The organism is Paenibacillus oryzisoli (assembly GCF_050467285.1).
Lineage (GTDB): Bacteria > Bacillota > Bacilli > Paenibacillales > NBRC-103111 > Paenibacillus_E > Paenibacillus_E oryzisoli_A.
Map to the genome: position 1 here is coordinate 113,489 of NZ_JBCMUN010000002.1, position 13,232 is coordinate 126,720.

Below are 13,232 nucleotides of genomic sequence, written 5' to 3' on the forward strand. Positions count from 1 at the left end.
TATAAGGTGATTGTGGCCTTCTGTTTGTTCATCATAGGGCCGTTTCTCATTGTCGGCTGGATTTCGTTCTCGCGCACATCAGCTACGATTAAAGATGAAGTTGGAAAAACCATGCTCCAGTTGGTGAAGCAGAATCACGCTACGATGGAGAACACATTGTCTTCGGTCAGAGATAAGACGGTGACGTTTCTGGACAATCATTTTTTCAGCAATCCGAAGCAATTTACTTTCTGGACGCATATTGACAGCATTAGCGCACTGAGTGAGGCAGATACGATTCTGGATCGCTGGTCCACGGATGGTACCGAATATGCGATTTACATGGAGAATACGAGCAACCAGCCGTTTCCTTTAAATGCAGCATTTAAAAAACAAGGTCTTATTTATCTGGATAGCCGAAATACGTATCCCGACTGGGCTTTGCAAGCTTTAGAAGAAAAAGGGGCCGGCACACTGCGAATGGCAACGTCAAGTAACGGGCAGCCGACGATCACATTTATAAGAAGTATTTTACACCCTGAAAAATATGATCAATCGATCGGCTTCCTTGCCGTATCCAAGCTGGAAGTGCTATTGAACAAAAATCTCGTTTCTGTACAGCTGCCTGAACATGCCGGTGTCTATTTATTCGATGACCACGACGAATTGCTGATGAAGTCAGGTGAAACCGACATGGAGCTGTCTGAGCTGCCAGATGATCTTCGCAACCAGGCTTCGGGTTATTATTTTGGCGAAACGAACAATCATAAAGATTTATATGCGGTTTCCTATGAGTTTAATTTCCATACGAGACTGATTTACAAGATTCCGCTCCAATCCATCATGGGGAAGCAAACAAGCTTTCAACAGCTCATCATGGTCATGCTGGCCATCTATCTACTGCTTGTTCTGCTTTTCGTGGTCTATCTGCTGCGCAATATTATTAAGCCGTTGGCGCGCTTAGTCATGTTTACACGCGTGTACGAGCTCGGCAAGCCGTTTGACTTCGGCAAGGAATCGTCCCGCACTCGTTCCAATGAATTTGGCCTCTTGTATACCGCGTTTATCCGAATGACAGCCAGGCTCAATGAGTCGATTGAAGAAAACTATGGGATGAAAATTAAGCAAAAAGAGCAGGAATTGAATACCCTGCATTCGCAGATCACCCCGCACTTGCTCTACAATACGCTGGATTCTATTTATTGGTATGCCCTGGAAAGCGGGAACCACGATGTGGGCGGCATGGTCAAGGACTTGTCGAAGCTGCTGCGCATCGGCCTTAGCCGAGGGAAGAGTGTCATTCCGGTCAGCGAAGAACTGGAGCATGTGCGAGCCTATATCCGGCTGCAAATGAAGCGGTATCCGGGCAATTTTGAAGTGTTCTGGGACATCGATGAAGCGCTCGACACGGTGAAAATGCCGAAAGTCATCATCCAGCCGCTGGTGGAGAATGCGATATTCCATGGCATACAGAGTATGGATGGAGAGGGGCAGCTGTGGGTTCGATTGAAACGCACGGATGACGAGATGCATATCATCGTCGAGGACAACGGATTTATCCCTGTGAATCTGGAAAAGCTGCACATGATTGTCAGCGGGGAAATCGACGACAAAGGGTACGGGATCCGCAACGTTCAGCAGCGTATCCAGCTGCATTACGGCGATCCCTACGGCCTGAACTACGTCCAACGCGAAGGCGGAGGGCTCATCGCGTCGATCATCATACCGCTATAAGTTCTCCATGAGCATGTGTCATTTATATTTTGGCTAATTCTTTCCGATTAGGAGCGTGTGGCGGCTCTTCCAGCCATTTTCTGTCAATCAATATATCCGTGCCGTCTTTTCCGTATTGCAATATTTCCGGAATGAGTTTTAAGTATTCACTTGCTAAATCAATTCTTGAAGAAACGGACAACGCATGGCCAATAAAAGACACGCCTTGAGTATTAAGCATGGTAATCAAACACATCATTAACTTATCTGAAAAAGGGGATACAGTTGAAGTTGAGACTTCAGAGTTGACCATGATGGATCCCATGAGGTCCTCTTTGATCAGCGTATGATTTAGAAATTGAATTTGCTTATGAGCTAAATCTTTCCCCTTTTTCAAGTAATGCTGAATCGTTTCATCCTTAGTAACCTGAATAAAGCCAGTGAGCAGAACGAGGCCAAAGTAGTTTCGTTCGATGTTAAAAAACATCTCGGATAGCTCAAGTACATTCAGCGGGCGTTTCTGTTCAAACCATTTAGAAATAAAAGTTTCTTTTTTTGAAACAAATTCAACGTGATCCGGGTAAGGTATCATAGGAGGACGGTCATATATGCCTTTTGTAAGAAACAACTGAATTGCTTCATTGTAAAGGTCTTTTGTTGATACTAGGCACTGCGAAAAGAAGGAACGAATATCCTCGCGAGCAACATTGGATAAGAACAAACCGTAAGAGACCAACCCCATTCGGCTCATCCCATAAACATAACTCAAAGGAAAAAGATCAAAAAATAAGGGTGGGGCATTCAGATTAACGTCTTCGTCTGAAAATCCTACAGGAATTGGACAATTTTCCTTTTGAAGAATTTGCGCGATCTCTTTGAGATGTTGTTCGGATAAAGCCATTGACTTGGCAATAATCGGTTTTACATCCTCATTATTCGCATGATGCAAAAAATGCTTAGAAATACAAATTGACATACTGTCATTAATATATGTCGTCCATAATCCGGCAATTTCCGTCGAGGAAAGACCTACTTTATGCTGCTCCGCGCTCATGATCATATAGCTCCTTTAGTTGTTTAAATGGAGTATCTGCAATCCAAATTTAATATATACACCTACCTTTGACATACGGATACGTATGTTTTTTTCGTTTGTTCAGACTGCGAGGATTCATCACACTCTTAAAGGGATACATCATCGAAATGAGGGGGGCTGTATTTTATACTAAATTCAACAGAGAAAGGAGTGGACGCAGTGAGAGAGACAGTTGCACCTCCACGAGAAGTAAAGCCTACACGCCTACAGGCAAAAAGATTTCGGTTTTTTAAAAACTTTTGGCAATTCAGGCATTTGACATTGATGATCGTGCCAGCGGCCCTTGTGCTGCTGCTCAATAACTATTTGCCGATGTTCGGGCTGTTCATTGCCTTCAAGAAAATCAATTATGTCGATGGGATTTGGGGGAGTCCATGGGTTGGCTTCGAGAACTTCACATTTCTATTCAACAATGGATCCTTGTGGAGAATTGTCAGAAACACAGTCGCCTATAGTATTACGTTTATGATCTTGAACTTGATTCTGTCGGTGGCCATTGCGATGGCGCTGAACGAGATACGCAGCCGGCTCGCGGTTAAGAGCTATCAGAGCTTTCTGATCATGCCGCATTTTCTATCGATGGTTGTCATCAGTTATCTCGTCTATGCGTTCCTGCACCCGACACACGGCTTCTTGAACGCCACCGTCCTGCCTTGGTTCGGCAAAGCACCGGTGTCCTGGTACATGTCAAAAGAATATTGGCCGTTTATTCTCACGATCGTCAACGCTTGGAAAGGCGTCGGCATCGGTGCCGTCATCTACATCGCCGCGATCGCAGGCATCGATCCCGAGTATTACGAAGCGGCAGTCATTGACGGAGCCTCGAAGTGGAAGCAGATCCTGCATATCACGCTGCCTTCGATTATGCCCATCATTATCATTATGACGATTCTGAATATGGGGCATGTGTTCAATTCAGACTTTGGCCTGTTCTATCAAGTCCCGATGGACTCGGGCGTGTTGTATCCAGCTACAGATACGGTCGATACGTACGTCTATCGCGTTTTGATGCAGCTGAACGACATTGGGATGTCTTCAGCCGCGGCGATGGTGCAGTCCGTTCTCGGATTCATTATGGTGTTTCTGACGAATGGCGTGGTGCGCAAAATCAACTCGGATCAAGCTTTATTCTAAAAGATTGGATAGGAAGTGAATCTCATGCTCACCCGATTGCATCACAGGGAGAATCGCATTTCTCCGCTGACGGAGACGATCCTTCATCTTATTTTCATTCTCTTCTCGTTAGCGTGCATCATGCCAGTCATTCTCGTCATTATCGTATCCTTCACGCACAATGACTCGCTGGTCAATGAAGGATACAGCTTTTTCCCTTCCAAGTGGTCACTGATCGCGTATCAGACCGTGTTTAAAGATTTTACGACCATCGCAGCCGCGTATAAAGTTTCGATTGGCATCACCGTCGTCGGCACATTATCCAGCGTCCTGCTTATGGCGCTCTATGCTTATCCCTTATCTCGCAAAGATTATCCATATCGATCCTTGTTCACGTTCTTTCTTTTCTTCACCATGCTGTTCAATGGCGGCTTAGTCAGCAAGTACATGATTTATACCCAAACGCTGCATTTAAAAGATTCCTATATCGCCTTGATTTTGCCGCTATTAATCGTTCCGTTCAATGTCATTATTATGCGAACGTTTTTCCAGACGACGATCCATCCCGCTTTGATCGAATCGGCCAGAATGGACGGCGCCAGCGAGCTGCGAATTTTCTTCCGAATTGTAATTCCCTTATCGCTGCCGGTTCTGGCGACGATGGCGCTCTTCGCCACCATTCTGTATTGGAACGATTGGTTCAGTGCGCTGCTCTTCATCAATAAGGAGCATATGTACCCCGTCCAGTTCCTGATGATGCGCGTGCTGAAAGATGTTCAGTACATCCGTGAAAATATGATGCTCGTCGCCCAGAATCCGGAACTGGCCCGAAATTTGCCTAACGAGTCTTTACAAATGGCTCTAGCTTTTATTGGCATGGGACCGATTTTGATTGTATATCCATTCTTCCAAAAATATTTTGTCAAAGGCTTAACCGTTGGCGCTGTAAAAGGTTGATTTCAGTAATACCGGTTGCGTATGCAGCCGTTTGTTATAATATTCCTTACAGGAGGGTCCACAATGAAACGTAGAAAAACTGCTATGCTCGCACCTATGGCACTCGCACTTGGTTTAACCGCTGTCTTGCCAGCTTGTTCCAGTGACAACGCCGCAAGTACAGCAAGTCCTGCAGCAACAACTGCCGGCTCGGCAGCCCCAGCGAGCCCGAAAGCGACACTGGAGCCGTACGATGTTTCCCTTGTCTACCAAGCGAAGCCGATGAAGGACGATGCGCTTGTCCAGGAGAAGCTGAATGAGTACCTCAAGGAGAAAATCAACACGACTGTCACCCTGCAGCCGATCGCTTCGGCCGATTACAAGAAGAAGACGGAGCTGATGATGAATACCGGCGAGAAAATGGACCTTGTCTTCACAGCATCCTGGCTGGATTACTCGGCCAATGTCACAAAGGGAGCGTTCCTGGAGCTGGATTCGCTGCTGGATAAGTACGCGCCGGAGACCAAGAAATTACTGCATCCACTATACCTGGAAGCGCCTCGCTACAAAGGCAAATTGTATGCGATTCCAACGAATAAGGAAATTACGCAAGGCAAGGCGTTTACATTCCGCAAGGACATTGTTGATAAGTACCAGATCCCGGTCGACAAGATTAATAAGGTCGAAGATTTAGAGCCTTACTTTGAAAAAATCAAAGCAGCGGAGCCGAATATGATCGACTATTATGTGGCTGGCGGCCCTGCAAGCTTCATGATGTATGAGACGAAATCCAACTATCGTCCGATTGGCCCTGTTCCAGCCAAGCTGCCGATGTTCTTCCTGGATTACAAGGCCACGGATATGAAGGTGCACACGGTGCTGGATCAGGACATTATCGATTTGAATAAACAGGATGCCGAATTGTTCCGCAAATATTATGAAAAAGGCTACATTAACGCAGATGCGGCAACGGTGACAACGAACGTGGCAGATATCCGCAAGCAAGGCAAGCTTTGGGTGCAATCCACGGTATGGAAGCCAGGTGCTGATATTGAATTGAAGCTTTCCGATAACTTTGATTGGGTTTCCCACGTCGTTGAAGAACCGATTGTCACCACGGATTTGGCGACAGGCTCGATGCTGTCGATTTCGAGAACGTCGAAAAATCCGGAAAGAGCGATGATGGTGCTGAACTATCTCCATACCGATCCTTACGTGATCAACCTGCTCGTGAACGGCATTGAAGGGAAGCATTACAAAAAAGTTGGCCCTAACCGCATCGAACCGATCAAGGATTCCGGTTATGACAGCCAAGTATTCTGGGTGCTGGGGAATCAGTTGATCAATTACTTGAAACCGGGTCAGCCTGACGATCTGTATGAAAGCTGGAAGAAATTCAACAATGACGCGAAGCGCTTCCCATTAATCGGTTTTGTTTTCGACGATACGAAAGTCAAAAATGAAATTGCTCAACTCACGACGATTGTCAACGAATACAAAGTCATCTCGACAGGTGCAGTACCGAATCCTTCGAAATTAATTGATGAGCGGAATGCGAAGCTGAAAGCGGCAGGACTGGATAAAGTGGCAACGGAACTGCAAACGCAGATTGATGCTTGGTGGAAAGAGAACAAAAAATAGAGGTGATTCCTGTTGAAACCCCAGAACCTCATCTACACGTTCGTCAGCTATGCGTCCCATTATGATACCCCCTGGGGACATGGAACGGCGGTCGAAGGTGTAGAGCGGACAGCAAGATTAGCCCATGCGCATGGCATTCCCGTGACATGGATCGTGAACCGGGGCTCCATCCCCGTACTGGGGGAGCAAATACGGCAGTGGCATGACGCCTATGGCGACGATATTATTCTGCAATGCCCGTTCTTTATGGAAGATGCCGCTATGTCCAAGGATGCCTTGAAAGCGAGATTAGAGAGCGATTGGGCAATGGTGAAAGAAGCTTTTCCTTGGGCCACAACCAAAATTGCGGGCAGAGGGAAAATTTACAATGAAGTGATCGAAGTGTTGGAAGAGCTCGATTTTCAGGGAATGTGGGGCTATTGCTGGGAACAAGTGTGGTGGGACGGCATTACCCATAAAGGCATCCCTTGGGGCTCATGGTATGTGGACAGTCACCGGTACAAGGTGCCGCACACGGGCAAGGGCAAGGTCGTAGCCTGCGAATGGACGGCCCGGGATTTGCATTTGTCATACCACACAGGCAGCCCGGTCATCTATTCAACAGATCCCAACGACGTGCTGCGCGCTGGTTTGTGTACAGGCGACGAAATTGCGTACTGGCAAATGCTCTTTGACGAGTATTTGGACAATACGGATCACAACGATCAGGTATATTTCCTGCAGCAGCAAGAGGCGCATGAGATGGAGTTCAGCGATCGCTTTCAAGTGTTTCCGGCTTCGCATGTCGAGGCTTGCGCAGGAATGCTTGACCGCTTCTTTGCCTACGTGGCCCAGAGCGGAGCAACGCTGACGACCGTGCCGAAAGCACTCGCCACGTATCACGCGAGAAATTCCATCACGGCGCCGTCCTACATGCTGACCCGAGATAAGCCGATTCGTCCCGCAGTGAACGACTATACGATGACGCTGGGCGGTGTGGCGGCCGGACCTTGGCCGGATACGTTCTTTTACTACGACAGCCAGTGCCAGATGGCCTTTCTTAAAGGGGAGTGCAAGCCGCGGCTTGTCCGTAATTACATCGGTCAGTGGGATATGCAGGACGAATTCGAGGAGAAGATTCCGCCGATCTTCATCACCAGGTATGAGAAAGCGAGTGATCGTATCGAGCTCATCTACGAGATCGGGAACTGGAAGCCGATGCCGTTCGGGCTTGTGTATTGGGACGATGAGCTGAGCGGCTATGAAATCGATACGTGCTCCAGCGATGTGGAAACGAAGATGATTCAAGATGAGCTGGTGTTCCTTCGGTTTCAATTGACTGGAGAAAAAAGAACGATTCGCTTGGTGCTAAAGAAAAAGTAATCGATCAGGGAATAGAGGGGCTCTCGCTATGACGCGGGGGCCTTTTCTTTTTCCCCATACCTAGATCTAACGGAATTGATCACAAGAAGTTGAGATTACATCATCGTTTGTGAAAAAGTGGTAACGTATAATAGTGGTGTAAGCGATTCCATTACAATTTGTATGGGAGGAATGATTAATGTCAAGCACCACACGAACGAAAGGAAAAGCAAGGAAATTTTGGTGCACGTGTTTGGGGCTGCTTCTCGTGTTAAACACCCTGCTTCTTGCGCCAAGCCCAAGCTCGGCGGCCGTCACGCCGCTGCCAGGGCCAGGGAACCCGCTACTCTACGACGATTTTAGCGGCGGCGGCGTTTACAAGCAGAATTGGATGAACTGGTACAACCAAGCGGGAGGGACCGGCACCTTCTCGAAGACGACTGTCGATTCGCGCCAGGTGGGCTTATTCACACAAACTCCAACGTCGAGCTCCTCGTGGGCCAAATTCCAGCCGATGAATGAGACCGTCGATTTGACGGGATACCGTTATTTGAACGTCACGATGAAAAATCCGGGGTATCCCAACTCGCAGATTCGCGTTGCGATCGGGGACGGCACAACCAACTATAACTTGACGGGAGGTTGGGCGGCCGTTCCAACGACGTGGACGACAAGTCAATTTGATTTGGATGCGTTGACGCCAGCCTTGAACAAAAAGACAGCCAAGCTTGAAATTTGGCTCCGCCAATCCGGCGGCACGTACGGCGAGACACTGATCGATGATATTTTCGCCTCTACGGGCAGCAGCGGTACTGCGCCTACTTTGACCGGCAGAATGACCGCCAATTCCACTAGCGGCTACAACCAGAACACCTCCTTTACGTTCGAAGCTACATATGCCGATGCCGACAATCAGAAGCCGTTCGCGCTTCAACTCGTGATCGACGACACGGTTTATGACATGAGGGAAGATGACAATGGCGATACGGTCTACTCGGACGGGAAAACCTATAGCTACATCACCAAACTCCCTGTTGGCACCCACTCCTATTATTTCCGCACGACTGACTTAACCTCGAACCAAGTATCAACAGCCGTGCAAAGCGGACTCGTCGTGGCGAATACGACACAGGCGATCGATGTGAATGTCAGTCAAGCGGGCTACAACACAGGAGCATTTAAGAATGCAAAAGTCACGGCTCAGCTCCCGCTCACGGACTTGTCCTATGTCGTGAAAAATGGCGCATCCGTTGTTGCTTCCGGCAACATGACGTATGAGGGATTGTTCTGGAATAAGCACGTCTATTCCATTGACTTCTCCTCCATCTCGGCGAGCGGAACGGATTACACGGTCGTGACAAACGGGATTTCTTCCTATCCATTTGCGATCCAGGCGAATGTCTGGAGCAACTACAAAGATGAAATGACGGCGTTCTACCGTATTCTGCGCGCAAGCGTCGCGACATCGGACGCCTATCCGGCCGGCTATAGCTCGGTAGCGCCATCGGCTAGTATTTTTCATGCAGCCGGCCATTTGGATGATGCTCAATCAGCCGACGGCACGACGCACTACGATTTGACGGGCAGTTGGTATGACGCCGGCGATTACGGCAAATACGCGGGCAACCAATGGGTTGGCACCGAAATTGCGCTCGCCTATATCCGGAATGCCGATGCCGTCAGCTCCAAATTCGATAATGACAGCAACGGGATTCCTGATCTTGTTGACGAAGCCGTTTTCGGCAGCGAGTATTTGATCAAATTCGCCAATCAACTGGGCGGCGAGCTGTATGATCTTAAGAACAATGCCAGCTTCGTGCATCCAGAGAAAACAACGGACAACATTAACGGCACAGCGGATGACCGCAAGCTTTCCGGTTTAGGCGTAGGGGGCTCGGCCAAAGCGGCAGGGACGCTTGCAGCAACCGCAAGAGCGATTCATACGGCGATTGCCAAAGGCGATATTGCGCCAGCCAAGGTGGCTGCGCTTACGACCTTTGCGAACAATTGCGAAGCGGCTGCCGTTACCTTTTACAATTACGTGGTGGCGAATCCGAATGGGCCGGTCGGCTCCTACGCGACGCGCGGAGGCATTCCGAATTCCAAGCTTCTTGCGGATGTTGAGCTTTACTTATTGACGAACAACAACGCGTACAAGAATGCGGCAACTTCCAATATTAACACGCTGACTTTTAATGATTTGGCCTCCACGAACTATTGGGATATGCGGCCGATGTCGCTCGCGGAATTTTATCCGGCGGCAGATTCGGCTACGCAATCGCATATTCAGCAGCTCTTGAAGGCGCAAGTCGACTTCTTCCTAACCTCCACCGATGACACGCCTTACAGTGTGCTGAACCAATTCAAGAACTTCGGTGTCAATGAGCCGCATGTGTCTTACTTAGGCGATCTCATGCGCTATTACGAGCTGTTCCATGATCCTGCTGCGCTGCGCGCGGTGGAGAAGGGCATCTACTGGGTTTTCGGTGAAAATCCGTGGAATATGTCCTGGGTGTCCGGTATCGGCTCAGACTTTGTAACGTACCCGCATACCCGATTCGATGAAAGTGCGAATACCGCAACGGGAACAGGGGTCGTATTCCCGGGTGCCATGGTGAGCGGGCCGAATATGAAAGACACCAAAGATAAACTGAGCGTAAGTCCGTGGTATCAAGATCGTTCGTTGTATCAGGATGATACGAATCAATGGCGCTACAATGAGTTCAGCATCAGTATTCAAGCTGGGCTGTTGTACACGATCATGGGGTTAAGCGCGAATGCTTCCGCCAGCTCCGCAGGAGGGTCGACACCTGCTGCGCTGCCGATCACGTCACCGACCATTGGCGACTATGTACGCGGGAATGTGACGGTGTTCAGTGGATCGGCGTCAGGCCTTACGAACATCGAGTACTCGACCACAGGCACGACAGGGACTTTCCTGCCCATGTCCGTCTCGGGCGGGGTGTATGCAGCAACCGTCGATGAGAGCGCGTCCCCTGCCTATAGCAATAAGCGCGTAGATATTCGCGGAACGGATACGGCTGGCAGACAGAGCTACAGCTCCACCCATTATACCGTGGCGGCACCGCTGCCCGATCCTTCCACTCCGCTGCTCTATGATGACTTTGGCGGCGGCGGCCTCTGGGGCTCAGTCGGGGGCTCTGGCGAATGGGTGAACTGGTACACACAAAATGGGGGAACGGCCTCGTTCGAACGGACAACGCTGGACGGTCTTACGGTGGGGACATTCAAGCAGACGCCAACTGCTGTGAATTCCTATGCCAAATTCCAACCGTGGCACGACGTTGTGGATTTGTCCGGGTATCGCTACTTGAATTTCAAGGTCAAGAACCCGAATTACGCCAATTTGCGGATGAAAATTGAACTGAATGACGGTTCGCGCACATATAACCTGACAGGCGGCTGGATCGCGGTTCCGAGCACCTGGACGGCGTTATCCTACAACCTGGACGCTCTTACACCGGTCGTCAATAAAAAGAAAGCGACACTCGCCATCTGGTTAAATCAAACGAGTGTTGGCTACGGCGAGATGTTCATGGATGAGATCCAGGCTTCCAATGTGGCCAGTGGAACCGCGCCAACGTTAAGCGGGATCAGCGTGGATCACGCTTCCGGCGATGTGGAGACCGCATTCACTTTCAACACTACGTACACCGATGCAGACAATGAGAAACCATTCTCGATGGAACTTGTCCTGGATGGCATTGTTCATCAGATGGAGGCTGTAAATCCGGCAGACAGCACGTACAGCGACGGCAAGGCGTACCAGTTTACAACCAAATTGCCTGTGGGCGTCCATTCGTATTATTTCCACACGACAGATACGACCTCGAATGCCGTTAGCAGTGCCGTCCAATCCGGACCTGTCGTCTCTCAAGAGCTGTTCTCCAGTGATTTCAACAATGGCACTGCCGCAGGCTGGACACCTACGAGCGGAACGTGGTTGGTGCAGTCCGGCCAGTATAGCGGGCAAGCGGGAAGTTCGAACAGCTATTCCATCGCCGGTGACGCCTCCTGGACGGACTACACGTTGGAAGCGAAAGTGAATGTCACGAGCAACATTAACGGCAACAAAGATGCCGGGCTGCTCGTTCGTTATACCGATGCGGACAATTACTACCTGCTGCTCCTGAAAAATAACGATCGTTCCGGCAGAAAAATGGAGCTGATCAAATCCGTCGCCGGCGTCAAAACGTCGCTGGCCTTCACCAACCCGAGCATTGCGGCCGATACGTTTTATACGTACAAGATTGTACTGAACGGCAGCAATATTTCGGTCTATCAAGATGGTATATTGCAATTCAGTGTCGTAGATACTTCGCTTACCAACGGGAAGATCGGGGCGCGCACCTATGCGAATACGAAAGCGTTTTTTGATGATGTCGTGGTGACGCGATAGCGGCGTTGGCGGAAATTTAATCAAAATTTTGTTAAAACCTGGTACTAATTTTACCTTCTCTAAGCTACAATATTATGAAAATAGATTGTCTTAGGAGGGGTTACGTGGATTGGTCACGGGGTGAATTAAAAAGCAGGGCCAAGAATACGCTGCGCACATCTTACTGGAAAGGATTTCTGGTCAGCCTGCTTCTGGCAGTTGTCAGCGGCAGCCTGCCGAGCTGCAACTGGAGGTCGAATCATGGGTCGACGGGAGGCGGCTCAGGCGCTTCCTCCAGCTTCACTTGGAACATGGACGGATTTCCGGATGTGTTTAATGGCTTCGGCGCAGTCATAGTAGGCATCCTTGTGGTTATTGTGGTTATAGCCGTACTGGCAGGCATTGCGCTTGAAATCTTCGTGCTTTCACCGCTGAAAGCAGGCAGCTATCACTACTTCAAGCGCGCCTCGCAGGAGGATGTCGACATGGGGTATGTCGGTTACGGATTTAAGAAGGGGAACTATCTGGGAATTGTCGCTGGGATGTTTTGGCGGGGATGGCTCAATTTTTGGTGGTTTGTGCTGTTCATCATCCCTGGTATCATCAAATCGTACTCGTACTCTATGGTGCCTTATATTTTGACCGATAACCCGGGAATTGGGCGAAAGCGGGCGATTAAGCTCAGTCGAGAGATGATGCACGGTCAGAAATGGAGAACGTTTGTATTGGATCTGTCGTTCATCGGCTGGTTCTTACTGGGCGCAATTGCGCTGGGGGTTGGTGTGCTGTTTGTGCTCCCTTATTACAACTCAACGAGGGCGGAGCTATATCTCGCTCTGCGGCAAATGGCGCTCGATGAGGGGATTAGCACACCGGAGGAACTGCGTATTGTGTGAGTTGAAATTCGCAACAGCTACGACGACGAGAGCGCAGGCAGCTGTAGTTATCTATCGAATTTACGACAAATAGATATAGGAAAGAAGAGGGCCATACGGCAATGTCATTAAGATAAGG

At 49.2% G+C, this 13,232-nt stretch carries 8 protein-coding genes; 7 read left to right on the forward strand and 1 reads right to left on the reverse strand.

Annotated features, from left to right (window positions below):
- Nucleotides 1-24 precede the first annotated feature (24 nt).
- Nucleotides 25-1,713: a sensor histidine kinase gene (locus ABE504_RS04220; RefSeq protein ID WP_430084952.1), complete on the forward strand. Its 1,689-nt coding sequence runs from the start codon at nt 25-27 to the stop codon at nt 1,711-1,713.
- Between the two features lie 22 nt (nt 1,714-1,735).
- Here ABE504_RS04220 and ABE504_RS04225 read toward each other — a convergent pair whose 3' ends face one another.
- Nucleotides 1,736-2,746: a DUF3231 family protein gene (locus ABE504_RS04225; RefSeq protein WP_430084954.1), complete on the reverse strand. Its 1,011-nt coding sequence runs from the start codon at nt 2,744-2,746 to the stop codon at nt 1,736-1,738.
- 306 nt (nt 2,747-3,052) lie between these two features.
- Between ABE504_RS04225 and ABE504_RS04230 the strand changes: the two genes are divergently transcribed.
- The 6 genes from ABE504_RS04230 to ABE504_RS04255 all read left to right on the forward strand — a co-directional run bounded on the left by ABE504_RS04230 (nt 3,053) and on the right by ABE504_RS04255 (nt 13,114).
- The gene (locus ABE504_RS04230; RefSeq protein WP_430084957.1) at nt 3,053-3,922 is read left to right on the forward strand and encodes an ABC transporter permease; all 870 of its coding nucleotides are present in this window, start codon (nt 3,053-3,055) and stop codon (nt 3,920-3,922) included.
- Between the two features lie 24 nt (nt 3,923-3,946).
- Complete coding sequence (locus ABE504_RS04235) at nt 3,947-4,858, forward strand: carbohydrate ABC transporter permease (protein ID WP_430084960.1); 912 nt, start codon at nt 3,947-3,949, stop codon at nt 4,856-4,858.
- Between the two features lie 63 nt (nt 4,859-4,921).
- Entirely contained in the window at nt 4,922-6,478 is a 1,557-nt protein-coding gene (locus tag ABE504_RS04240; RefSeq protein WP_430084963.1) for an ABC transporter substrate-binding protein, read from the forward strand.
- Between the two features lie 12 nt (nt 6,479-6,490).
- Entirely contained in the window at nt 6,491-7,840 is a 1,350-nt protein-coding gene (locus tag ABE504_RS04245; protein ID WP_430084966.1) for a hypothetical protein, read from the forward strand.
- A gap of 178 nt (nt 7,841-8,018) precedes the next feature.
- Entirely contained in the window at nt 8,019-12,239 is a 4,221-nt protein-coding gene (locus ABE504_RS04250; protein WP_430084968.1) for a glycoside hydrolase family 9 protein, read from the forward strand.
- Nucleotides 12,240-12,343: 104 nt separating this feature from the next.
- Nucleotides 12,344-13,114, forward strand: coding sequence for a DUF975 family protein (locus ABE504_RS04255; RefSeq protein ID WP_430084970.1), 771 nt, complete (start codon nt 12,344-12,346; stop codon nt 13,112-13,114).
- The last annotated feature ends 118 nt before the right edge of the window (nt 13,115-13,232 follow it).